Annotated in this window: 18 protein-coding genes; 6 read left to right on the plus strand and 12 right to left on the minus strand. The window is 42.3% G+C overall.

Annotated elements, in window-relative coordinates; all coding sequences use genetic code 11:
* Positions 1 to 2: 2 nt before the first annotated feature.
* The 3 genes from R8P61_10120 to R8P61_10130 are packed head-to-tail and all read right to left on the minus strand — an operon-like array spanning position 3 to position 4,665.
* Positions 3 to 1,055 (minus strand): 2-oxoacid:ferredoxin oxidoreductase subunit beta, encoded by a 1,053-nt coding sequence (locus tag R8P61_10120; protein MDW3647410.1) that lies wholly within the window; start codon positions 1,053 to 1,055, stop codon positions 3 to 5.
* Entirely contained in the window at positions 1,052 to 2,881 is a 1,830-nt protein-coding gene (locus R8P61_10125; protein MDW3647411.1) for a 2-oxoacid:acceptor oxidoreductase subunit alpha, read from the minus strand. The genes R8P61_10120 and R8P61_10125 overlap by 4 nt, the downstream gene beginning before the upstream one ends.
* The gene (locus R8P61_10130; GenBank protein ID MDW3647412.1) at positions 2,872 to 4,665 is read right to left on the minus strand and encodes an FAD-dependent oxidoreductase; all 1,794 of its coding nucleotides are present in this window, start codon (positions 4,663 to 4,665) and stop codon (positions 2,872 to 2,874) included. Before R8P61_10130 ends, R8P61_10125 begins: the two co-directional genes overlap by 10 nt.
* Before the next feature lie 158 nt (positions 4,666 to 4,823).
* Between R8P61_10130 and R8P61_10135 the strand changes: the two genes are divergently transcribed.
* A complete protein-coding gene (locus R8P61_10135) occupies positions 4,824 to 6,104 on the plus strand; it encodes an aminotransferase class V-fold PLP-dependent enzyme (protein ID MDW3647413.1) in 1,281 nt (426 codons plus the stop codon).
* Positions 6,105 to 6,108: 4 nt separating this feature from the next.
* Entirely contained in the window at positions 6,109 to 6,711 is a 603-nt protein-coding gene (locus R8P61_10140) for a trimeric intracellular cation channel family protein (protein MDW3647414.1), read from the plus strand.
* A 69-nt stretch (positions 6,712 to 6,780) separates the two neighbouring features.
* On the opposite strand, the gene R8P61_10145 is transcribed toward R8P61_10140, so the two are convergent.
* Entirely contained in the window at positions 6,781 to 9,312 is a 2,532-nt protein-coding gene (locus tag R8P61_10145; GenBank protein ID MDW3647415.1) for a hypothetical protein, read from the minus strand.
* A gap of 161 nt (positions 9,313 to 9,473) precedes the next feature.
* Here R8P61_10145 and R8P61_10150 point away from each other — a divergent pair, with 161 nt between their 5' ends.
* Positions 9,474 to 10,325, plus strand: coding sequence for an SMP-30/gluconolactonase/LRE family protein (locus tag R8P61_10150; GenBank protein ID MDW3647416.1), 852 nt, complete (start codon positions 9,474 to 9,476; stop codon positions 10,323 to 10,325).
* On the opposite strand, the gene R8P61_10155 is transcribed toward R8P61_10150, so the two are convergent.
* The 3 genes from R8P61_10155 to R8P61_10165 are packed head-to-tail and all read right to left on the minus strand — an operon-like array spanning position 10,315 to position 14,660.
* Positions 10,315 to 11,763: a sulfatase gene (locus tag R8P61_10155; GenBank protein MDW3647417.1), complete on the minus strand. Its 1,449-nt coding sequence runs from the start codon at positions 11,761 to 11,763 to the stop codon at positions 10,315 to 10,317. The two genes, R8P61_10150 and R8P61_10155, sit on opposite strands and share 11 nt — an antisense overlap.
* 9 nt (positions 11,764 to 11,772) lie before the next feature.
* A complete protein-coding gene (locus tag R8P61_10160) occupies positions 11,773 to 13,191 on the minus strand; it encodes a sulfatase-like hydrolase/transferase (protein MDW3647418.1) in 1,419 nt (472 codons plus the stop codon).
* Positions 13,188 to 14,660 (minus strand): sulfatase-like hydrolase/transferase, encoded by a 1,473-nt coding sequence (locus tag R8P61_10165; protein ID MDW3647419.1) that lies wholly within the window; start codon positions 14,658 to 14,660, stop codon positions 13,188 to 13,190. Before R8P61_10165 ends, R8P61_10160 begins: the two co-directional genes overlap by 4 nt.
* Positions 14,661 to 14,818: 158 nt before the next feature.
* On the opposite strand from R8P61_10165, the gene R8P61_10170 reads away from it, so the two are divergent.
* Positions 14,819 to 17,059 (plus strand): DUF5916 domain-containing protein, encoded by a 2,241-nt coding sequence (locus R8P61_10170; protein MDW3647420.1) that lies wholly within the window; start codon positions 14,819 to 14,821, stop codon positions 17,057 to 17,059.
* 8 nt (positions 17,060 to 17,067) lie between these two features.
* Positions 17,068 to 18,546, plus strand: coding sequence for an acyl-CoA synthetase (locus R8P61_10175; GenBank protein ID MDW3647421.1), 1,479 nt, complete (start codon positions 17,068 to 17,070; stop codon positions 18,544 to 18,546).
* Here the strand turns inward: R8P61_10175 and R8P61_10180 are convergent.
* From R8P61_10180 to R8P61_10200, 5 genes are all read right to left on the minus strand, one after another.
* Positions 18,543 to 18,920 (minus strand): 6-carboxytetrahydropterin synthase, encoded by a 378-nt coding sequence (locus R8P61_10180; GenBank protein ID MDW3647422.1) that lies wholly within the window; start codon positions 18,918 to 18,920, stop codon positions 18,543 to 18,545. The genes R8P61_10175 and R8P61_10180 overlap by 4 nt on opposite strands.
* Positions 18,921 to 18,925: 5 nt before the next feature.
* Positions 18,926 to 19,876, minus strand: a complete 951-nt coding sequence (locus R8P61_10185; GenBank protein MDW3647423.1) for a zinc-binding alcohol dehydrogenase — start codon at positions 19,874 to 19,876, stop codon at positions 18,926 to 18,928.
* An 18-nt stretch (positions 19,877 to 19,894) separates the two neighbouring features.
* Entirely contained in the window at positions 19,895 to 20,518 is a 624-nt protein-coding gene (ribA, locus tag R8P61_10190; protein ID MDW3647424.1) for a GTP cyclohydrolase II, read from the minus strand.
* A 63-nt stretch (positions 20,519 to 20,581) separates the two neighbouring features.
* Positions 20,582 to 22,024, minus strand: a complete 1,443-nt coding sequence (locus R8P61_10195; protein MDW3647425.1) for an oligosaccharide flippase family protein — start codon at positions 22,022 to 22,024, stop codon at positions 20,582 to 20,584.
* Positions 22,017 to 23,048, minus strand: a complete 1,032-nt coding sequence (locus R8P61_10200; GenBank protein ID MDW3647426.1) for a glycosyltransferase family 4 protein — start codon at positions 23,046 to 23,048, stop codon at positions 22,017 to 22,019. The genes R8P61_10195 and R8P61_10200 overlap by 8 nt, the downstream gene beginning before the upstream one ends.
* 107 nt (positions 23,049 to 23,155) lie before the next feature.
* On the opposite strand from R8P61_10200, the gene R8P61_10205 reads away from it, so the two are divergent.
* Entirely contained in the window at positions 23,156 to 23,986 is an 831-nt protein-coding gene (locus tag R8P61_10205) for a sulfotransferase (GenBank protein ID MDW3647427.1), read from the plus strand.
* Position 23,987: the final 1 nt, after the last annotated feature.

The following is a 23,987-nucleotide window of genomic DNA, read 5'->3' on the forward strand; positions in this document are numbered from 1 at the left end:
AACTACCTGAAGCTCTGGTTGATATCTTCCAGTGCTTCAAGGCTTGGTGTTAGTTCTTTTTCCGTTAATTGATTCAATGCTGTATCCGATGTGTTCAGGATGTTGTGTAAATCCTGGGTTTTGGGATCCATATGGATTAAACCTGTAATAATTTCCCCTCTACTTTTTGCATCAAGTAGTTTATGCATGGCAGAATTCCTGTCATGAGGATCCCAACCCTGAACGGGTTTGCTTAGGCGAATTTTTGAGCCATCATGAAGTTCTACCTCTATACTGCTATCATCTTCATAGTCTACCAGGATTTCCTCTCTTTTGGGTACAAAGTCCATCTTGGAAGTAGCGGTCATATATTCCCGGGTAAATTCATAAGATTTGGTTGAACCTGCATTATTGTTAAAAGTAACACAAGGTGAAATCACATCTATGAAAGCGAAACCCGGATGAGCCATTGCGGCTTTGATTAGAGGGACCAATTGGGTTTTATCTCCCGAAAAGCTGCGAGCTACGAAACCAGCTCCTAATTCCAGAGCCAGACCAATAAGGTCAATGGCCTGATACATATTTTTGGAACCCGATTTACTTATTGAACCAAAATCTGCAGTAGCAGAGTCTTGTCCTTTGGTTAGGCCATAGCAGCCATTATTCATGACGATATAGGTCATGTTGAGGTTTCTCCTAATCGCATGAACATATTGTCCCATGCCTATTGAGGCAGTATCTCCATCCCCGGAAACTCCCAGATAAATGAGATGTTTATTGGCAAGATTGGCTCCCGTAGCAACGGAAGGCATACGTCCGTGAACCGAATTAAAGCCATGCGAATTGCTTAGGAAATAAGTCGGAGTTTTGGAGGAACAACCTATACCAGAAAGCTTAGCCAGTCTGTGTGGCTCAATGTTCATTTCATAGCAGGCCTGAACGATAGATCCACTAATGGAATCATGTCCACATCCTGCACAAAGGGTAGAAATTGCTCCTTCATAGTCAGCTTTTCTATAGCCGACCTCATTTTTGGGGAGCAGGGGGTGGCTGAATGTTGGTTTATAAAAACTCATGATGCATCCATTTTGGGATTTAACTCGGTCAGGTTATGCCTAACAGTCTTGAAAATTTTATCTGCAGTAATCGGCATGCCATCATAATTCAATACGGATAGCATCTTTTCTGGCCTAATGCCTAATTCCTGAATCAAAACAGAACGCATTTGTGCATCTCTGTTTTGTTCAACCACAAATACATAAGTATGTTGGTGGATAAAGTCCTCCACTTCATTATTAAATGGGAAGGCTCGAAGCCTCATTGAGTCCACACCGATTCCTTCTCCTTGCAATAAATCCATAGCTTCCAATGCCGCATAAGTTGTGGTTCCAAAGAAGAGCATTCCATAACTGGATTGATTCTTCTTGCCATAGAATTGAGGACTGGGAACCATGCTTTTTGCTGTCTCGAATTTGCGGCTAAGCCTATCTACATTTCTCACGTAGGCATCACCTTGTTCAGTATATCGAGCATATTCATCTCTGGAGGTACCTCTGGTAAAAAAGGAACCTTTTGTTGGGTGTGTACCTGGATAGGTTCTGTATGGAATACCATCCCCATCTACATCGAGGTATCTACCAAATTCTTTTACTTCCTCAAGGTCTTGAGCTGATAGAACTTTTCCTCTGTCATATTTTTTGCCTTCTTCCCATTTCAGGGGAGGAGAAACATGCTCATTCATCCCTATATCCAGGTCTGACATCAGGATGACAGGCGTTTGTAATCTATCTGCTAAATCCAGGGCTTTCGCTCCGAATTCAAAACACTCTGCAGGCGTACTTGGAAATAATAAAACATGTTTGGTATCGCCATGTGAAGCATAGGCCGATGATATAATGTCAGCCTGCTGAGTCCTGGTAGGCATGCCGGTAGAAGGGCCTCCTCTTTGTACATTGACCAGGGTAACGGGTATTTCCGCAAAATAGGCAAGGCCAATAAATTCATTCATCAAAGAAACTCCTGCTCCACTTGTAGCCGTAAATGCTCTTGCTCCATTCCAACAAGCACCGATAACCATACCGATAGCAGCCAGTTCATCTTCTGCCTGTACAATGGCGACATTCTTTTTACCAGTCTCCGGATCTACTCTTAGTTTCTTGGCATAATCTTCAAATGCCTTAGCAACAGATGTCGAAGGAGTAATGGGATACCAGGCAGCTACCGAGGCCCCACCATAGAGAAGTCCTAATGCCGTTGCAGTATTGCCATCCAGCATGATACTGTCTCCAATCTTGTCCCTTCTTTCTACTCGGATGTCCAGGGGGCAATCAAAGTGCTCTCTGGCATACTTTGCGCCCATATCCAGGGCCTCAAAGTTGGGAGGAACTAATTTAGGCTTTCTGGCAAATTGATCAGAGATGATTCCTTTAATCACTTCCATTTCGATATCCAAAAGAGCAGCAAGGGCACCCACATATACAACATTTTTGAATAGCTGTTGTTGACGGGGATTGCTATAGTGCTCCATACACATCTGCATCATCGGTATGCCGATGAAATTGATATCTTCTCTCAAGAAAGAATCATGGAGTTTCTTGGAATTATCATATACCAGGTAACCGCCGCTTTTTACACTGGCTATATCCTGTTTAAGGCTCTGGGGATTTACGGCAACCAGGATGTCAATTCCTTCGCGCCTTCCGAGATAAGCGTTTTCATTTACCCTTACTTCATACCAGGTAGGTAGGCCCTGGATGTTTGAAGGGAAAATATTCTTAGGTGAAATAGGAAGCCCCATTCTGAATAGAGCTTTGGCAAAGATACCATTTGCACTTGCCGATCCTGTCCCGTTAACGTTTGCAAATCGAACGACGAAATCGTTCACTCCACTCCCTAATGGCATACTTTAGTTGCTTTTGTGACACTGTAAAAGAATTGTTTCATATCCCAGGCGCTGGTTGGGCACCTTTCTGAACAAAGCCCGCAATGCAAACAAACATTTTCATCTTTGATCATTACCCGGCTAGTCGGGAGGGTATCTGAAACATAAAGATCCTGACTTTCTTCAGGAGCTGGGGCATTTAATCGCGACCGAAGGTCCTCTTCTTCTCCATTATCAGTGAAGGTGATACAGGAGGTTGGACAGACATCCACACAGGCATCACATTCAATACACAGATTGGTTGTGAAGACGGTTTGCACATCGCAATTAAGGCATCTTTGTGCCTCCTTAAATCCCAGCTGCTGGTCAAAGCCAAGTTCAACTTCTATTTTTCTATCCTTAAGGGATATTTCATTCTTTTCATGAGGCACCTGATATCGTTCATCCGAAACAACATCACTGTCATACATCCATTCATGTATGCCCATTTTCATGCTGGCGAGGTTGGTCATGGGATCAGGTCTTTCCATCAAATCTTTTCCACTGAGGTAAAGGTCTATGGAAATTGCTGCCTGATGTGCCTGAGCTACCGCAGTAATGATGTTTTCCGGACCAAATGCTGCATCTCCTGCAAAGAAAACTTTTGGAAGGCTGGATTGGAAAGTGGTTTTATCTAAAACCGGTAAATCCCATTTCCCAAACTCAATTCCTAAATCGCGTTCGATCCAGGGGAAAGCATTGTCCTGACCAATCGCAATGATTACGTCATCTGCTTCAATAAACTCATCCGGCTCACCGGTAGGAATCAATGAACGTCTTCCATTCTCATCATATTCGGCTCGAACTTTTTGAAATAATACCCCTTTGAGTTTGCCGTTTTCAACAACAAATTCTTTGGGGGGCATATTATTATGGATGGGAATTCCTTCCCTTTGAGCATCCTCTATTTCCCAGGGAGAAGCCTTCATGTTTTCAAAAGGACTTCGTACAACTACATGTACTTCTTCTCCGCCTATTCTCTTGGAGGTCCGACAGCAATCCATTGCGGTATTTCCCCCACCAAGAATTATGACCTTTTTCCCAATAGAATCTCTGTGCTCAAAAGCCACAGATTCCAGCCATTCAATCCCGATATGTACATTGGCATCCGCCTCCTGACGGCCAGGAAGTTTGCTTAGGTCTCTTCCTTTAGGAGCTCCAGTGCCTACGAGTACGGCATCATACTCCATTTCAAGAATCTCCTTCATGCTATTCACACGAGTCTTGAAATGGGTGTGAATTCCGAGATCAATGATGTAGTTGACCTCTTCATCCAGGACCTCTTCAGGAAGTCGGAAAGCAGGGATTTGTGTCCGCATCATTCCTCCTCCTTTATGCCATTCATCGTAGAGATGAATTTCATATCCCAATGGAGCCAGATCTCTCGCTACGGTTAGGGAAGCAGGGCCTCCACCAATAAGCGCAATCTTTTTGCCATTAGAAGGAAAAGGTCCCTGCGGCATACGACTTTTTACATTGTCGCCGGTTTTATTATCGGCGGCAACGCGTTTTAGTCGGCATATGGCAACGGGTTCTTCTTCTTCCAGTCGACCTCTTCGGCAGGCAGGCTCACAAGGGCGGTCACAGGTTCTCCCCAGAATACCAGGAAAAACATTGGACTCCCAATTGACCATATAGGCATCGTCATACCTTCCTGCGGCAATAAGGCGGATATATTCGGGAACGGGCGTATGAGCCGGGCAAGCATACTGGCAATCCACAACTTTGTGGAAGTATTCCGGATCGTTAATATTTGTAGGTTTCAACGTAGCAGCTTTAAAATGGAACCGTGTACCAATATAAAAATGTTTTTTAATTTAACCTTGACTCATATTTAGAAATGAAAATATTCTATTATGAGTGGATTATTATATCACTTGTAAAGGATCTGAATTTAGCTACCAAAATCTACAAAATACCCATTATGTTTAGTCGAAGAAGATTTTTAAGAAGATCTGTGGGGATGGGGTCTGCATTTGCTTTCTTGTCAAAGACTTATGCCAATCCGATTCCTCAAGATTTGCCTGCTGATTTGGGAACTTCCAGCGAAAAATACTGGAGATCCGTAAAATCCATGTTCCCCATGCCGATGGATGAGGCCTATTTCAATACAGGCACTATGGGCGCTCAACCAACTATGGTCTTGAATAAAGTGATTGAAAATCTTCGGTGGAATGCCGAGGCGATTGCTAGCTGTGATTATCAGGGGAATGGACCGCTTTTATTATCCGGCTATGAAGCATATCCTGAAATAAGGAAAAAGATTGCCAGTTTGGTGGGAGCTGATTTCAAAGAAATAGCTTTAACTCAAAATGCTACCGCTGGCATGAACTATATTTCCAATGGGCTGGATCTCAAGCCGGGAGATGAAATTGTAAATACCGATCAGGAACATGGGGGAGGAAGAGCAGGATGGCAAGTAGCGGCCAAGCGATATGGACTGGTCTATAAACAAGCCAAAATCGAAATTCCTGCCAATGATCCCCAAAAAGTAATTGATAGCATTTTTAAGGAAGTAACGGCCAAAACCCGGGTGATCGCAGTTCCACATTTAAGTTCTGTTTATGGGATTGTATTGCCGGTAAAGGAAATTTGTGCAGAAGCTCGTAAAAGAGGAATCTTTACGATATTGGATGGAGCACAGACCATTGGCCAAATTTCGGTGAACGTAAAAGAAATCGGATGCGATGCCTACTTTTCCAGTTTGCATAAATGGTTGCTGGCTCCTGCGGGCAATGGAATGCTCTACATCAACAAAGATTCCATTTCGGATATATGGACCACCCTGGCTAGTTATGCCTGGGAGAATGAAGAGGATCCGGGTTACAGGCTCACCCAAAGAGGAACAGGGAATCATTCTTTAGTAGTAGGCCTGGATGCTGCGCTTGATTTTCATCAGCAAGTAGGAGCAGGGCAGGTTGTAAGCCGAATCAAGGAATTGGGAGATTACCTCCGGGCAGGATTAAAAGAGATACCCGGAGTTAGCATCTATTCTTCCGTCCATCCGGATATGTGTGCAGGGATTACGACTTATGGAATAGAGGGCGTAAGTGGGAAAGACTTACAGAATACAATGTGGAAACGTAAAAAATTACAGCCACGAGCGGTTGGGGAACATATGATCCGACACAGTGTGCATATTTACAATCTAAAAAGCGAAATTGCAGCCGCTTTAGAAATTGTAAAAGAGCTCGCTGAGAGCTAACTGCATGGAATTAGTTTATAGCCTCGACCTGATCGGAACCTTTGTATTTGCCATTAGTGGTGCTTTGGCAGCCTCTGAAAAGAAGTTTGACATTTTTGGAGCCGCTATATTAGCCTTACTTACTGCAGTGGGGGGAGGTACTCTGCGTGATGTATTGATAGGAAGTACGCCTGTTGCCTGGCTGCAAGATCTCAACTACCTAATCCTGATCGCGATTGCTGTTCCAACAAGTTATTTCTTCAAAAGAATCATATTAAAGCTACGCCGAACCATGTTTCTTTTTGATACTATAGGAATTGGCTTGTTTACCATCATGGGTTTACAAAAAACCCTGAGTCTGGGACTTTCTCCAATAATAGCCGTCATGATGGGAGCGGTTTCTGCGGTTTTTGGGGGAGTCCTGAGGGATGTTTTTTCAAATGAAGTTCCTCTTATTTTTCGGAAAGAGATTTATGCTACCGCTTGCCTTTCTGGAGGTGCCCTTTTCATATTGCTTGAAAGCTTTCACGACTGGCAAGTCTTCAATATGATATTTTCTATCCTTTTTATTGTAGGAATCAGAATATTGGCGGTTTTGAAAAAGTGGTCCCTGCCTGTTCTCAAATGAGCATATTCATCGTTTAATGAATATTTTAAGCACATACCTAATGGTATTTAAATTCGAAATTATCAAGTCTTAATTTTCCTCAACAATTAATGTTTGTTCTACTTTTTTATCCCCCCATTCTAATACAAGCCGATAAGTTCCTGTCTCTATAAATTGGTCATAGTGGACGAAATATGGTTTAAGACTTTCTTCCTTTTTTGTGATAAGGTCCCATCGATATTGATTCAGGCCTTTCCTTCCCAGAAGTTCCTTTCTCCACATAATTCCATCTCTTTCATCTCTGATACTTAAACTTATTTCCCCTGCTTCCGGGAGGAAATAAGTAAAGCTTGTGGGTTCCAAACTTTTATAATCAATGTCTCTGTGTGTATCATTAAGCTTGGGACGGATCAAAGTTGCCGGATGAAATACTTGAGGGGCATTTCTATTTTTGCTTTCCAGGAATTCATATAGGGAGGAAAGATTTGTTTTGTAGATGCCTCGTCCATGCGTTGCTATGATCAGATCAGAACTTTCCTCCTGAATAATCATATCTGCTATGGCCATCGCCGCCAGATTATGCCCCATTAACTGCCAGCTTTTCCCTCTATCGATAGATATGTAGACTCCTCTGTATAAACCGGCATACAAAACATTTTCAAATCGGGGATCCTCTAGAATCACATTGGCTGTCTCATTGGGTAGGTTTGATCTAATGGATTTCCACTTCTTCCCATAATTATCCGAGACAAAAAGATATCCATTTAAGTCATCATAATTCATCCCATTTAGTGCAAGATAAAGTCGGGATTTTTTATGCCGGGAAGGATAAATGCTTCTGATGTATGCATTGGGAAGGCCTTCTGAAAATTCCCTCCAGTTTTCTCCATCGTCTTTACTGTTCCAAAAAGAACCTTTATCAGTCCCTACATACAAGAGACCTTCCTCAAGATGGGATTCCGCTATTGCGCCTGCAGCCAGAGCTTTCTTATCTGGAATAGCCGAAAGCGAAATATCTGGACTAATTCTTTTCCAATTATCTCCTCGATCCTCACTTTTCCAAAGATAATTCCCCCCTAAATACATTCTTTTTGAATTATGCGGAGATAGCAGATAAGGTGCTACGAAATTAAAATCCAGTTCCTCCTCAGATTCCTCGGGAAGTTTAGGGCGAATAGATACAGACTTATCGGCTTTCATATCCTTTCTTCTTAGGGCTCCATGCTGCATACTAAAGTAGACCGTATTAGGATCCTCGGGATCAACTTGGGTGTAACACCCATCTCCTCCGCTCCAGGCATCGATCCATAGATATTTCCAATGACCCTGAAAAGCCGGATTCCATTCCCTGGCTGTCCCCATTACCGTAGCATCATCTTGTGTGCCTGCGTAAATATTGTAAGGCTCTTGTTTGTCGACGGTTAGCTGGTAAAATTCACCGGTGGGGATATTGTTGAAATGGAACCAGCTCTTTCCTTTATCAAAACTTTGGTAGAGTCCTCCATCATTTCCCAAAAGTAGATGCTCTGGATTTTGAGGGTTGATCCAAAGCTCACAGTGGTCCAGATGTAAATGATCAGCTGCGCTGGGAAACATATGAAAAACATCTCCGCCCAGGTAGCTAAAATTTCTTCCTCCATCTGTACTATGTGCCAATCTGACGCCCAATGCAAATATCTCTTCATCATCTTTCGGATTGACATATATATCGGTGAAATACCATCCTATTCCTGGAAAAAAGAGCAATTCTTCTTCATGCATCTTTCTCCAGCTTTTTCCTCCATCTTCTGTACGATATACTTCTGCAGATCTTTGTTTATTCTTATTCAGGTTATCAATGAGCGCATAGGCTTTTTGGGGATTCTGATAAGAAACAGCTAAACCAGTTCTTCCGGTTTGTAATCCTTCAGGAAGTCCTATTGTGCATTTTTCCCAGTTTTTTCCTCCATCAGTACTACTATAAATGCCTGTGTTAGGTCCATATATGCCTGGATTGTTTTCCCACATACTGGCATACACATAATTGGGATCTGATGGGGAAATGACAATATCATTTGCAGCGGTTTTTTCATCAAGGTAAAGCACTTGCTCCCAATTTTCCCCACCATCCTCTGTTCGATAAATGCCTCTATTTTTATTCGTGGACCAAAAATGTCCCATTACGGCTACGAGCACGATATCCGGATTTTTGGGATGAACACTAATCTCTCCAATATGCCAGGAATCTGAAAGACCCAAATGCTTCCAGCTTTCGCCCCCATCACCTGACCGATACATACCTGTTCCCGGCATGGTAAAGTTTCTGGCCTTCTTCAAACTTTCCCCACTTCCTAGATAAATGATGTTCGGCTCAGAAGGGGCCAGAGCGATATCCCCAATTCCCAGGGCGGCCTGGTCCTCGAATATGGGATCCCAGTGATTTCCATTATTCGTGCTCTTCCATAGGTTACCAGAACCAAAAGCAGCATAGAGGGTGCCAGGCCTATTTGGGTCGGCCTGGACGGATTCGACTCTGGCAGAATTTACCACTGGGCCCAAAGAAATCCATTCTATTCCGAATTCAGTCTCTGCTTTCATTTCTTTATAGCGCTCAAATGACTTCAATAGAGGAGAGGGAGCCATTTCGGAAGATTGACTAAAACATTTTAGACAGAAAAAGGAAATTAATAGAAAAGATAAAGTGGCGAATTTGATAGTAGCTGAATGGCCGGGTATCTTGGCTAGGAACATAGGAGTGAAATTTTACCTAATATCCATTTTCAAGAAGAAATAAAAAAATGAGCATGAAAGCTGAACTTCTTTTGCATGTGCCTGATACAAAACTGGCTGAGGGACCTGTTTGGGATCATCGCTCTGGTCTTTTGCATTGGGTAGATATCCCAAATGGGCGCTTGCATACTTATGATCCTTCAAATGGAGAAAACCAATGGATTGAATTTGACCAGATGATTGGAGCTGCCGTCCCGTCTGAAAAGGGAGGATTTATTCTGGCCTTACAGCATGGGTTTTACAAGTTGAAGGAAGGAGGAGAATTAATGGCTTTGATGGATCCTGAAGCCAATGAACCCTTGAATCGATTTAATGATGGTAAATGTGATCCTGCGGGAAGATTCTGGGCGGGGAGTATGAGAATAGAGCTTCCACGCTTGCCGGTTTCAGCTTTGTATTGTTTGGATGAAAGAATGGGAGTAGAGAAAAAAGTAGCGGGAGTTCAGCTAAGCAATGGAATGGCCTGGACCCGGGATCATAGAACAATGTATTATATAGATACCCATTTATTGAGATTGGATGCTTTTGATTTTGAGTTGACAAGTGGAAAAATTGATAATAGAAGGACAGTTTTGGAATTCGCAGAAGATGAATTTCCTGATGGGATGTGTATAGATGAAGAAGATCATGTGTGGATTGCTTTTTATGGAAAAGGTAAGGTGGTATGTTTTGATGTAGAAAGGAAGGAAAGACTCCTGGAGATCGAAGTCCCGGCAGCACGAACTACTTCCTGTTGTTTTGGGGGAAGAGCATTCGATACCTTATTCATTACAACTGCTTCGGGAGATGGTAAACCTTATGAGGGAGCTTTATTTTACGTAAAACCGGGAGTAAAAGGCCGGCCTGCAAATTTTTTCAAAGCTTGATTTGATCCCGGTATCTTTCTGGAATGAATCCTGCTTCATATTCAGGATTCAAACTGTCCGGAACAGGAGCATTCATTTTGACTCTCCAGGCTTCCAACAGATCAAGTAGTTCCTGGGTTTTTGCTGGATTGCTTTCAGCCAAATTATTTCTTTCCCCTAAATCTTCTTCAAGATTATATAACTCCAAACCTCCATCTTCAAAGTATTGATGCAGTTTCCAGTTTCCACTTCTGATAACTGAACCGGGCCGAGTTCTAAATAAAGGGTCTCTGCCATCATCATCAAGAGGCCTGTAGGCTTGCAAATAGATAGGGAAATGCCAGTAGAAATTCCTTTCCGGGATATTTTTGCCTTTTAGTAAAGGGAAGATATTTTTCCCATCCAGTTCTCCATCTTTGACTTCTTTTCCTAAAATATGAGCCAGACTTGGGAAGATATCGAGGTTGACTATAGGGGTATTGCATTTGCTTGACTTAGCGATCTTCCCAGGCCAGGAAAATATATATGGAACTCGAATCCCTCCTTCATAATAAGAACCTTTCCCTGCCCTCAATGGGTCCTGATTTGAAATAGATCGAATCCCTCCATTATCCGAAGTAAAAATAATCAGGGTATTCTCTCTAAGTCTTAATTGATCCAATGTGGATAGGATACGCCCTATTTGAGTATCCATATTTTCTACCATTGCGGCATAAACGGGATTCTTTTGACCCTTAGATCCTGCTTTGTTTTGATATTTTTTGAGCAAACTATCCTTGGCAATCAGGGGAGTATGGACGGTGAAGTAGGGCAAATAGAGAAAGAATTTTTCAGCAGCATGGCTTTTTAAAAAATGGATTGCTTCAGTAGTAAGTCGATCCGTTAGGTATTCGCCTTCTGGAGCTTCTTTTAGACCGGGCAGATTGTTATAGGGAGCCAAGTAGCCTTCTCTGCCGGGCGAGCCGGCTTTGGTGCCCCCAAAATTTATATCGAAACCATCTCTTAAAGGATCTTCACTAATATGCCATTTGCCGAAAGTCGCAGTTTTATAGCCTTCAGCTTTTAAGAGCTCTGCCAGGGTAAATTCAGAGTCTTTGATGTGGAGGGTATTGCGAGTGGGAATGATCTTCCTCGTTTTTACATTTCCTCTTTCAGAAGCTGCGACCGTATAAACTCCATGTGCAGGGGTATTTTTTCCTGTCATAAGGCAGGCTCTACTTGGAGCGCAATTAGCCGCACCTGCATATCCCTGAGTGAAAATCATCCCACTGGCCGCCAGAGCATCCAGGTTTGGGGTTTCGTAGTAGTCACTGCCCATAAAAGCCAGATCTTTATATCCCAGATCATCTATTTGTATATAGACAATATTGGGTTTTTCGATCGCAGCCTTTTTTGATGCCTTTTCAGATTCGCAGGCAAGAAGGTTCAGGGATAAAAGCAATACTATAATTCTGTTCATGCTATTTCCTTAATTCATGGAATGATTCTTTATCTGCATATCTGCCCAGTGCTCCCAATCTCTACCATCATACCACCTGGGAGGAGCAAGACCAGACTCCCAGTTCTCCAAAGCTTGCAGGAGTTCATCTCTAATTTCCGGATGGGAGCTAGCATAGTTTCTTTCTTCGGCAGGATCTTCTTTCAGGTTTACCAGAATCAAAGGTGCCAGCAGTTCTCTTCCATTTTGTAAAGGGTCTTCGGCAATTCGTATCAATTTCCAATCTCCCTTTCTAACAGCTGCTGCTCTCCAAAGTCTCCAAAATAGATAAGGCCTTTCTTTTGCGACCTCATTGTCGTCTGCGAGTGCAAACAGATCACGACCATCCAAATTGTCCGGGATGTCTTCTGCACCTGCAGCCTGCAGGAAGCTGGGCATTAGGTCGAGGGTACTAATGGGAGTATGGATATCAGCAGCCTTGATTTTTTTGGGCCAATGGAGGAAAAAGGGAATGCGTATTCCCCCTTCCCAATAACTGCCTTTAAAACCTTTTAATGGGCTGTTTTGAGAAGCATTATTCCCGGCACCTCCATTGTCATTGATAAAAGCGATGAGAGTGTTATCCAATAAATTTATCGATTCAAGGTATTGGACAAGTTTCCCGACATTCTCATCCATATTCTGGGTCATTGCTGCATAAATTTTTCGCTTCTCTGATCCTTCAATAGATTGCTGTTCTATATCCTCTTCTTTCGCATGCATGGGAGTATGAACTGCATTATAGGATAGATAAATGAAAAAGGGATTTTCCTTGTTTTTTTCTATGAAATGAATGCTCTCCTCAGTGAGGTCATCGGTGAGGTATTGAATCTCCTTACTTTCATTTACTAAGTCCCGATTTCTATAAATTTTATGAGGCCTCGCGGGATCTTCCAGGGGCCAATAACTTCTGGATCCTCCCAGAAAGCCATAAAATTCGTCAAACCCTCGATCGAGGGGATGATATTTTGGCGCCAAACCCAAATGCCATTTCCCTGCAAGGAAAGTCTTATATCCCTGCTGCTGCAAAAGATTGCCCATTGTTTGCTCGTCTACATCCATTCCCAGATCTTGTTTGCTATAACCAGGTGTAGGAATAGTAGGTACATTGCATTCTGCCCCAAAACGTTGTTGATAGCGGCCACTCATAAGGCCCATGCGAGAGGGACAACAAACAGATGCTGTAACGTAGGCCTGTTTGTAATTCCATCCATTTTCGGCAAGTTGATCCAGATTAGGGGTATTCATTTCCTGACTACCCGTAAAACCAAAATCGGCATAGCCAGCATCATCTGAAATGATTAAGATGATATTAGGCTGTGGGGCATTTTTAACTTCCTGTATATCAGCTGCGGATTTACAGGAGCTCAGGATAGACAGCAATGCGAAAATTCTCAGAAGTTGCTTCATTGGGATTTTGCTTTGATCCTTTTTTGCCAATGCTCTAATGCCTGCTTCAAGTCTTCAGCCTGCTGACTTTCTACTTCACTATAATCTTCTTTTTCTCCTACATCTTCTTGTAAATTTCTCAAGTAGGCTCCCAGTTCCAGTTCTACCATTTCATAGATGGCACTTCTGTCATTGCTTGCTTCATGCCATTTCCAGTTCGAAGTTTTAATGGCTCTTTCGTGTCCGGTATCGAAGAAAAGGGTATCATGACCAATGCTCATATCTTCCCCCTTCAACAAAGGATAAAGGTCCAAACCGTCCAGAATCTTTGGCTTTTCGATACCTGTAAAACTGCAAATACTGGGAAGGATATCCATCGCACTCACCCAATTGGAAAGTACCTGATCTGCTGCTATTTGGCCCGGATAAGAAACAATCAACGGCACTTTAATTCCTCCTTCGTACAAAACATACTTAGAACCTCTCAGGGGAGTATTATTGGCATAGATTGGAGTAGAACCTCCATTATCAGCAATATAAATTACCAGGGTTTCTTCTCTCAGACCCAAGTCCTCGAGACTTTGCATTAGTTTGCCTATCTCCTGATCTAGATAGTATAATTGACCTAAATATTGTTCTCTTCCTTCTGGATTATTAGGATAGCGCCCTTTTTGGTACCAGTCATAATACTCTTCAGTATTTGGATCCCAGTCATGATAACCCTTTAGCCCTTTTTCTGCTAGATAGGATGCTGGGAGTTGATGGGTGAAATTGTGAACGGCATTAAAAGAGACCTGGAGAAAGAAAGGATCTTCCTGATGCTTTTCAATAAAGGCTCTGGCTTCATTGCCAATCATTTGGGTGCTGAAACTCATGGTATCTACCTTCTTTTTGTTTCTCCAAAATGATTGTTTTCTCAAGGTCTGTCCTTGACGGTTTAGTTCTTCTTTCAGCGCAATAAATGCCTCTTCCTCTTCATCACTATGTCGCAGATAATGTTTCCGGGCTGAAGTATGCCCAAAGAAATAATCGAAACCATGATTTAGGGGAAAATTCCTATGCTCAGGATCGGCATCAAATTGGCCGCTGCCGTAATGGACCTTTCCTATATAGCCGCTTGCATATCCTTTGGTTTTCAACAATTCTGCGATGGTGGGATATTGTTCATCATGGATGCCTTTCCCTCCATACCAATAGGTACCAAATCGCTGATGATGGACTCCTGTCATGATTGCCATGCGAGAAGGACTGCAGATAGGGGAACTTGCATGAGCTTCTGTAAAACGGATTCCACTTTGTGCAAGTTCATCCAAATGGGGCGTTTGAACATCAGCTAATCTTCCTAAAGAACTCATGTCAGCAGAACCATGATCGTCAGAAACAATCAAAAGGATATTAGGAGTAGAGTTCTGTTTTTGCTCTTGTTGTGAGCAGGATGAGATGAGGAAACAAAAGGAAAAAATCCACAAGAGACTTCTGAAAGCTTTCATTTGAAATGTTAGTAGTTAGTAGTAATTACAAATAAGGAAGCCTTTGTGCTTCTTCCAAATGCCAGGGCAAGTATCTTTCTCTGCATTTCCCTGATAGCCCATACTATTTATGGAATAATATGAAATTCTTACATTTGCTGGGAAACCTACACAAACGTATGCGAAAACTACTAGGACTCCTTTTTATAGCTTCGGTAATTTACCCATTGCAGCCAATTCAGGCCCAACAGAATGATCCTATTTCAGGTCTAAGTCAAAGGCCAGTTGTCAAAGCCCATGAAATCCAGGAGATTCCATTGATTGACGGGAATGTTTTAGAGGATGAGATTTGGCAAAATGTGCCTGCTTTTGATGAGCTGATACAACTTAGGCCCAATGCCGGAGAAAAATCTTCAGAACGAACGGAAATCCGAATCGCCTTAACTGCCACTACCTTTTACATGGCCGTCGTATGCCATGATGCGAATCCTGAGAAGTTGGTCGTTACTGATGCCCGTAGAGATGCTTCTTTGGACAATACAGATGCGGTCCTTTTTATTCTGGATACCTACCATGATGGGCAAAATGGGTTTGTATTTGGGACCAATTCGGTTGGGGTGCAATATGATGCTCAGGTAGATAATGAAGGGCAGGGAAATTTCAATCAGAATCGTCAGCAAGGAGGAATGATTGGAGGCTTCAATCTGAACTGGGATGCTTCCTGGAAAGTAGAGACGGAAGTAGGCAGCTATGGATGGAGTGCAGAATTTGAAATCCCTCTCAGAACCTTAAGATTCAAATCGGGTGAAAACCAAACCTGGGGATTTAACTTTCGCCGCAATATTCGCAAAACCAATGAGATAGTTTATTGGGCGCCGCTACCGATCCAATTTACCCTGAACAGACTTTCCCTGGCAGGAGATCTTACCGGATTAAAGCTGAAAAAACCAGGTAATCTTAAATTGATTCCCTATGTATTAGGGCAGGCTAGTTCAAATCATGAAGTGGATCCCACAGAAAATTCATTGCGAGGAGATGCCGGGGTGGACCTGAAATATAGTATCACTCCTGCTATTACCCTTGACTTAACCTATAATACAGACTTTGCCCAGGTTGAAGTTGATGACCAGCAGGTTAACCTTGATAGATTCAATCTTTTCTTTCCTGAGAAAAGGCCTTTCTTTTTGGAAAATGCAGGCCTCTTCAGCGTGGGAAGTCCCGGAGAAGTTGATCTCTTTTTTAGTAGGCGAATCGGAATTGGAGAGGGAGGAAAGGTAGTGCCTATAATTGGAGGAGGCAGAGTTTCTGGTAAAGTAAATCAAACCAATATCGGCTTCCTCAGCATGTTTACTGAAGGAATCGATGGAGAAGTTGATCCCAATAATTTTACCGTAGCCCGTGTCAACCATCAATTCAAGGGTACTCGATCAGCTTTAGGGGGAGCCTTCATTTCGCGGACAGCTACCAATGGAGAAGCTGATAATTACAATCGAGTTTTTGCTGCAGACGGTAGATGGGGCATTGGAAAGAAAGCCCAGGTCTTTGGGTTCTTTGCTAAATCCGAAACTCCAGGCATAGAAAGTGGGGATCACTCCTTTCATTTGAAGTCTGCCTATGAGTGGGATGGACTCATTTTGCAAGGAGCCTACACGGAAGTTGGAGAAGGCTTTAATCCGGAAGTTGGATTTCTTCAGAGAACCGCTTTCCGCAAACCTGAATTCTTAGTCCTGCAAAGAATAAGACCTAAAAATATGGGAGGTATCCTGGAACTCCGCCCTCACATATCCTATAGAGGCTACTGGGACTTCGAAGGCTTCAATGTAACCAGCTTCCTCCATATTGATAATCACTGGGAATGGAAAAATGGAATTGAATTGCATACCGGGATAAACTTTACCCGAGAGGGAGTAGTTCAGGATTTTGACATTGTTGATGATGTGACGGTCCCGGCCGGAACCTATGATCATAAGGAAGCGCAAATCGTATTTTTTACCAATCCCAGCAAGGCAGTATCTATTAGTATGCGTTCGGTTATGGGGGGATTTTTCGGAGGAAATAGATTGGCCAATTCCGGTACCCTTAGCCTTCGATTTGGAGATAAGTTCAATTCTTCTTTTACCCTCTTGAGGAATGATATCAGCTTTCCTACGGGGCCTCAGACTAATCCGGAGAATATTAAATTTAACACCAATGTCTTCATAGGTCGGGTAGCTTATGCATTCAAACCCAATATTTTCACCCAAAGCCTGATTCAATACAATAATGTGATTGATTTATGGTCCGCCAATATTCGTTTTGGTTGGCTACAAAAAGCAAATACAGGACTTTTTCTGGTTTACAATGAAAATAGAGGCTCGGGTGCACTCAGCAATCGGAGCTTTACCATCAAATATTCCTATGTGTTTGATATCCTGAAATAGAATTAGAGATGTTGGAATTGATTCAAAGAGCCTATAGCCATCCCACAGCTACGGCCATTATAGATACAAAGGGAAGTTACACCTATAGGGAGTTGTTGGATGCCTCAGCTTCTGTGGCGAATGAACTACTGGCAGGCAAAAAAGATCTGGAGGAGTCAAGAGTAGCATTTTTAGTTCCTCCAGGTTTCGACTATGTAAAGATTCAATGGGGAATTTGGCAGGCCGGAGGTATAGCTGTTCCTCTCTGCACCCTACATCCTTTGCCCTCCCTTACCTATGTGATAGAAAACAGCCGGGCGGATATGCTTATCCTTGCACCTGAATTCGAATCTCTGCTTGGCGAGTATGCCAATAAAAATGAGATTCGGTTAATTCGGACAGAAGAGATTAGGCATAATACAACTATCGATTTTCCTGAAATTGATATTTCTCGAAGAGCCATGATTCTCTACACCAGTGGGACAACCAATTTGCCCAAAGGAGTAGTTACAACTCATGCAAATATCCAGGCTCAAATTACAACCTTAGTAAAAGCCTGGGAATGGAGTTCAGCAGATCATATTCTTTGCATCCTGCCCCTACATCATGTGCATGGGATTATTAATGTAGTAGCTTGTGCTTTATGGTCAGGTGCAAAAGTTGAATTCTTGCCGAAATTTGAGGCGAAAGCGGTATACCAACTTTTTCTCAAAGGAGATATCAATCTCTTCATGGCCGTTCCGACCATTTATTACAAACTGATTTCCTATTGGGAAGGCCTGGGAGAAGATCAGCAGCAAGCTATTTCTGAAAGTTTGAAAGCTTTTCGTTTAATGGTTTCTGGTTCTGCCGCTCTACCTATTTCGGTGCTGGAAAAATGGAGAAGCATTAGTGGCCAAACCTTATTGGAAAGATATGGAATGACGGAAATAGGAATGGCAGTTTCAAATTCCTACAAGGGTGAAAGAAGAGCCGGGCATATTGGTCTTCCATTGCCGGGAGTCGAGCTGAGATTGGTGGATGAAGAGGATCGATTGATCGCTGATGGGGAACAAGGCGAAATACAGGTGAAGGGACCTAATATTTTTCTGGAATATTGGGAGAAACCAGAAGCTTCAGAGCATGCATTTACTCAGGATGGGTGGTTCCGAACGGGAGATATGGCGATTTACAATACAGGGAGCTACCGAATTTTGGGAAGAAACTCTGTAGATATCATCAAAAGTGGAGGCTACAAAATATCAGCCCTCGAGATCGAAGAAGTTTTGCGCAAACATCCCCTGATCAGAGATTGTGGAGTAGTGGGAATAGCCGATGAAGAATGGGGAGAAATTGTGGCCGCCAGTCTCATCGTCGAAGAGGAAAAACCGGATCTAGATGAACTGGGCAATTGGCTGAAAGAACGGATGCCTGCATACCGCATCCCCCGCAAATATATTTTTCAGGATGACTTGCCAAGAAATACCCTAGGCAAGGTTACCAAGAATGAACTCAAGAAATTGTTTTAAACTTCTCCTTCATATCCCGCCCAGGCTACATGGGATTCTCCCAGTGTAACATAGATTTTTCCTGAGAAAAAACCGGATACCTTTGCCGCAACTTTGTCAAAAATGTATTTGGCCAAAAACTCTGTAGTAGTCAGTTTTCCCTGCATCTCCGGATGCTCATCAAGATTTTGATAGGATAGAGGAGCAAGTACCTCTTTAGCTACTTCATGTGCTTTACCAATGTCGATCACTACATTATGGGGATCTAATTCCTTTGAAGAAAATTGGACATCTACCACATAGGTTGCTCCGTGCATATTTTGTGCAGGGCCGAAAAAAGGATGTGGCAATGAATGGGCGATCATAATATGATCTCGAATCTTGACGTGAAACATAAAGTTTATGAATGATAATCAATCAACCAGTTTAAGCCGGGGCCAATAGCTGATTTTCTAAGTTTTTCAAAAAAGAGGGGACTATCCGAAAAGGGAATTCTATGTGAAAGGAGTTCATCATATGCAGGATGCCTGAGGTAATTAATCGCCAGGTCTTTCCTTGTAGCATAATTATATTCTTCCTGCATATGAGTAGGAATCAGGGAAACCTGAGAGCTAATGATGGATTTGCGACCATAATGAAAAGAGTCCCCCAGACTTAGCTCGACTTTTTTATTTCCATACCAACTCAATTCTATTACTTTCCCTTCAATCCCACATACATCAATTGCTTGCTGAAGGCCTTCCTGGCTGGCAGTGGTATGAAAAACACAGTCAAAATCTCCTTTGCCTTTCCATAGATTCAAGCCCATACCCTGTATTTTATCCTGTTTCCATTCATCCAAATCCCAGACTTCAAATTCCAGATCAAAATGCAGTTTAAGGGTGATTGTTAATAAAGAACCTATAGCTCCAAATCCCATAATCAGAACTTTTGAATTTGCGTTCAATCGAGCATCCCAGAGGGCATTGATCACCGTTTCCATATTGGAGATAAGGCATGCGCGATCTGCAGGTAAGCTTTCCGGAATAGGGGTTAGCTTGCCAGGATCAATCAGGCATTGACTTTGATGGGGATGCATGAGATGAAAGTACTGAGCTGGATCAGCAGCTTTCGCTCCAATAAGGCTGTATCCATACTTCACGGGTAATTCAAAACAACCTTCCATATACGGAACAGCCATTTTGTCCAGGAAGCGATCATCACAACAAGCACTTGCTACCGTTTTTTCTGTACCCAGGCTAATCAGGGAAAAGCGTGAAACAAGTAAAATCTGTTCAGAATCATCTTCTGTTAGAGTTACTTCACGCAATTCTGATTGTGAAGCATTGATATGCCATAAAGCCTGGGACATAAGCTTGGTATCTGAAGTTTACGATAAATCCAGGTAATGTCCCATCAAATCCTGTTTGGTTTTCAGATAATCCAGATTTTCTTCTTTTGGTTTTATCAGTAGGGGAACTCTTTCAACAATCCGGATGGGGCTATCATTGAAAGCTTCTACTTTGAGGGGATTGTTTGTGAGGAGTTTGATTTGATAAAGTCCTAAATCAGATAAAATCCGAATAGCGGCTTCATAACTTCTTGCATCACTCTCAAATCCCAAAACATGATTGGCAGCTACCGTGTCGTAGCCTTCATCTTGTTTTTGATAGGCATGCAGTTTATTGATGATACCTATTCCCCGTCCTTCCTGTCGCAGGTAAATCAGGACTCCGCCTTCTTTGGAAATGAGTTCCATTGAACGCTTGAGCTGTTCTCCACATTCGCATCTGTGAGAAGAAAAAAGATCTCCCGTCAGGCACTCAGAATGAATGCGTACCAAAACGGGAGCATGGGTCAAGGTGTTTTCTTTTAGTAGGGCGAAGTGAGGCATCCGATCAGCATGATGGGTTGAATAACTGATCATGTTGAATTTTCCCCAATCAGTCGGCATTATCGCTTCGCTTTGTTTTCGTAGAGTAGAGACTTGCTCTTCTTTCATCCAGGAGATCATGACTTTTTATCTTTTAATTCACAATCATTGGATAAGCGAGGAAATGTTCGGTTACAGAAAAAATCAGGATTTTTGAAGACCTTCTTTCATCTGAAATAGCATGCGCCATTGCTTTCTGAAAAGAAAAAGGATAAGGCTAAGTAAGAGGGCAAATTGCAAGGGCGATCTGAATCTCCACTCAAGGACTTCCCAGCTGCTGGCTATCAAAAAGATAGCTCCACTAATGAGTAAAATATCGAGGGCAGGAAAAGCGGGAATATCTGCTGATCTGTAGACATTGCTTCGATAGGCAAAAAGTAGGAGGGAAAGTAAATTGCTCGCAGCGATTGAGGCGATGGCTCCCATTATTCCATGCGCCGGAACCCAAAAATAAAAGCCTGCCAGGAGGACTATCAAATTGAGAAATCCCAAACTTGATATTTCATAGGCCTTTTTTACAAATACCAATTGAAGATTATAAACCCGGATGAGAATTCCTGGTAAAAGGGCCAGGGCACCCCAGCTGAAATAAGGAATGACCTCCAGGAAGTCAGTTTTATCTGTCAATAGAGGAAGAAAGGCAGATAACATAAGGATAGCAGACAGAAAAAGACAAGATACAGCTACATAATATCGAAGCAGAATATGGGCCTCTTTTAATGATTCCGCATCTCCCGCTTTTAACCTGCTAAATAAAAATGGACGTATAGCATTATCCATGGCATTCAGAAGGATACGCGAAAAACCCAGGATCGCCATAAGCAAGGCATATTTACCTACTTCCTTAAGTTCGCTGAATTGCTCGAAGAGGATGCGATCTCCCCGGATAATCATCCAGTTCATGAGAATAAATGGAATGATTCCCAGAGAATACCTTAAGGAAGGTCTGAGGAAATCTAATTCGATTTTCCACTTCAGTAGCCTGAAATTTAATAGGAAAAACAAAAGAAAAATGAAAGCCTGTGCTATCAAACTTCCCAAAAGAGCACCTTCCACTCCTTTTCCCAAAACCAGAATGAAATAGGCTTGCAAGGCAAAGATTAAGGAAAATTCCCCCAGATTGTAAAAGGCAAATTCCTTGAGCCTGATCTGATTTTTTAAGAAGATCATATAGGGACTTTTGGCCAGGGAAAGGAAGCTTGCGGCAAGCGCATAGAAGCCAAATGGATAAAAACTCAATGCTTCCGAACGGAAAATGAAGCCAAACAGGAAAGGACCGATTATCAGCATCAATCCAAAAAAGAAGATGAGGAGGATCAAGCCAAAACTAAATATCTGACTCAGGTAATTATTAAGTTTTTCTGGCTCCTGTTCATAGTCAAAATAGAAAGTCCGCATGGCGGCATCTAGTTTTAAATTACCGAGCATAGCAGCAAATCCGGCAAAAATTATGACCAGATTCATAATTGCATATTCCTCACTACTAAGTTGATTGAGGTATAAAGGCAATAAAAAAATCCCAGCCAATGCAGGAATAAATCCCAAAGCGGTTAGTACAAGACTTGATATGAAGGGACTTTTAGGCATCTACATATTTTCGAAATTCCTTCAACATCAACTTTGCGGATTTTTCCCAATTAAATGCTTCGTATCTGGAGGGATGAAATGAGAATGAATATTCGCCCGCTTTAATCTTCCATAATTCTTGCAGCATTTCGTCCACATCAAAAGGAGGGATCAAGATACCCGTTTTTCCATGATCTACGACTTCCGCAATGCCGCCTACTTCATAACTCAAAACCGGGGTGTGATTTTGTAAAGCTTCCAGCATAGAGATGGGGAGATTTTCGATGAAAGAGCAGGAAAGCAGGAGATGATAGTTTCTCAAGTCTATATCAGCCTGAAAACCTTTGAGCTGAACGAAGGGGAATTCTTCTAAAGCAGCTTCAATTTCTGGATCAACACTATGTCCATAAATATGCACTTCCAGATTTGAAGCTGCCGGTATTTTTCGGAACAATTCGATCGCATAGTGATATTTGCGCTTGTCGAGATTGCCCATCATGAGCAGCTTGAAATTGCTTCCTGCTTTTCTTTTTGTTTGAGAAAAAGCATGTATGGGATGAAAAGCTCCATTTCGGATCAATACATGTCGAGCCGTAGCTTTTTGGATGAATCTTCGCTTAAACTCGCTTACCGAAAAAACCTGGATAGCAGCTGAAAATATCTCTTGATAAGAAGCAATCCTTTCTTGCGCCATCAATTGAGAGGCTTCATCCAGGTCTTGTTGCTCCGGCCAATTGTCATGGTAGGTGAAAAAGAAAGGGAGATGGCTATCGACCAGAAGCTTTGCGTCTACGAAATCTCCATAAAAAATGCTGTCAGCTGAGGAAAGTTTGAGCAGTTCCTGCTGGGCCTGCTTTTCATTTTCCCAATAAATCAGGTTTACATTCTTTCGAAAAGGCAAAGCTCCTAATTCCCGACAAACAATATATACCTCATCGAAGTATGGAACTATATGTTGAAAGAGTAAGACGGTAGCATTGCTGCCACCGGAAAAATTCAATCCGATTCGTGTTCCAAAAAGTATGAGTCTGCCTGAGGGATGCATCAAACGAAATTAAATAAATTTGAGATGGAGAAATAAAGCCAATGCAACGCTTTGTATTTTCAACCATCTAATGGAAGCGAAATATTTCTGAAATCTCTTTTCTTTTTATGGCAAAACATCTCGATCCTTCTTTCATCATTATGGGTGGCGTAAAATGCGGTACTTCTTCATTGTACCGATATCTGAATGCCCATCCGCTGGTGTTGCCCTGCAAAAGTAAAGAGCCCAATTATTTTTCCTTTCGTCCCTGGTATCAGATTCCTTTCAGCTATGGGCGTTACAAAAAAATGTTTCCCTTGAAAAATGCTGAAGGAGAGATAAAGGCGGATTGGTTAGATTTGGGAGAGGACGAAAAAATGCATGCTTCACATTTCGTTAAAATTGCTGAAACAGGAAAAAACTATATTACAGGTGAAGCAACGGCCACGACCTTTTTCGCGGCAAGTCCAAGGCTCATCAAGTTCCTTTTGCCGAATTTGAAATTGATCATGCTTATGCGTGATCCCATTGAAAGATATGTGTCTCATTATCGCATGTATCAGCGCTTTAAGCAGGAAGGAAGACAGGGATATGATTTTAAACCTTTGCCTGAATATATAGATGATGAAATCGAAGCTTTTCATCAAGGAAAGAAAACCCGGATTCTGCATCAGGGTTTATACACGACTTATCTGCAGAAATGGGAAGAGGTATTTGGTCGAGAAAAGCTGCTTTTGCTAAGGACGCTGGATTTTGAAGAAGTTGGGCTGGCTCAGCATGAGATGGAGAAGGTCTGTGAATTCCTGGGATTGACCGAATATAATTTCAGAGAAGCTCTGGGGGAAAGGTATAATCAGGCACAAACTCAGGAGATTGCTCCGAAGGTCTCAGAAAAGCTCAGGAAATTTTATGCAGATTCTTTAGAAGAATTAAGATTGAGATACCAAATCAAGCTCTAAG

Source organism: Bacteroidia bacterium (assembly GCA_033391075.1).
Lineage (GTDB): Bacteria > Bacteroidota > Bacteroidia > J057 > J057 > JAWPMV01.

Bases quoted from the DNA above. Each gene is read 5' to 3' on its own strand.
- R8P61_10155 (MDW3647417.1), bottom strand. From the start codon at position 11,763: ATGAACAGAATTATAGTATTGCTTTTATCCCTGAACCTTCTTGCCTGC.
- R8P61_10170 (MDW3647420.1), top strand. From the start codon at position 14,819: ATGCGAAAACTACTAGGACTCCTTTTTATAGCTTCGGTAATTTACCCA.
- R8P61_10150 (MDW3647416.1), top strand. From the start codon at position 9,474: ATGAAAGCTGAACTTCTTTTGCATGTGCCTGATACAAAACTGGCTGAG.
- ribA (MDW3647424.1), bottom strand. From the start codon at position 20,518: ATGATCTCCTGGATGAAAGAAGAGCAAGTCTCTACTCTACGAAAACAA.
- R8P61_10145 (MDW3647415.1), bottom strand. From the start codon at position 9,312: ATGGCTCCCTCTCCTCTATTGAAGTCATTTGAGCGCTATAAAGAAATG.
- R8P61_10140 (MDW3647414.1), top strand. From the start codon at position 6,109: ATGGAATTAGTTTATAGCCTCGACCTGATCGGAACCTTTGTATTTGCC.
- R8P61_10195 (MDW3647425.1), bottom strand. From the start codon at position 22,024: ATGCCTAAAAGTCCCTTCATATCAAGTCTTGTACTAACCGCTTTGGGA.
- R8P61_10200 (MDW3647426.1), bottom strand. From the start codon at position 23,048: ATGCATCCCTCAGGCAGACTCATACTTTTTGGAACACGAATCGGATTG.
- R8P61_10125 (MDW3647411.1), bottom strand. From the start codon at position 2,881: ATGCCATTAGGGAGTGGAGTGAACGATTTCGTCGTTCGATTTGCAAAC.
- R8P61_10205 (MDW3647427.1), top strand. From the start codon at position 23,156: ATGGCAAAACATCTCGATCCTTCTTTCATCATTATGGGTGGCGTAAAA.
- R8P61_10165 (MDW3647419.1), bottom strand. From the start codon at position 14,660: ATGAAAGCTTTCAGAAGTCTCTTGTGGATTTTTTCCTTTTGTTTCCTC.
- R8P61_10135 (MDW3647413.1), top strand. From the start codon at position 4,824: ATGTTTAGTCGAAGAAGATTTTTAAGAAGATCTGTGGGGATGGGGTCT.
- R8P61_10180 (MDW3647422.1), bottom strand. From the start codon at position 18,920: ATGTTTCACGTCAAGATTCGAGATCATATTATGATCGCCCATTCATTG.
- R8P61_10175 (MDW3647421.1), top strand. From the start codon at position 17,068: ATGTTGGAATTGATTCAAAGAGCCTATAGCCATCCCACAGCTACGGCC.
- R8P61_10160 (MDW3647418.1), bottom strand. From the start codon at position 13,191: ATGAAGCAACTTCTGAGAATTTTCGCATTGCTGTCTATCCTGAGCTCC.
- R8P61_10185 (MDW3647423.1), bottom strand. From the start codon at position 19,876: ATGTCCCAGGCTTTATGGCATATCAATGCTTCACAATCAGAATTGCGT.
- R8P61_10120 (MDW3647410.1), bottom strand. From the start codon at position 1,055: ATGAGTTTTTATAAACCAACATTCAGCCACCCCCTGCTCCCCAAAAAT.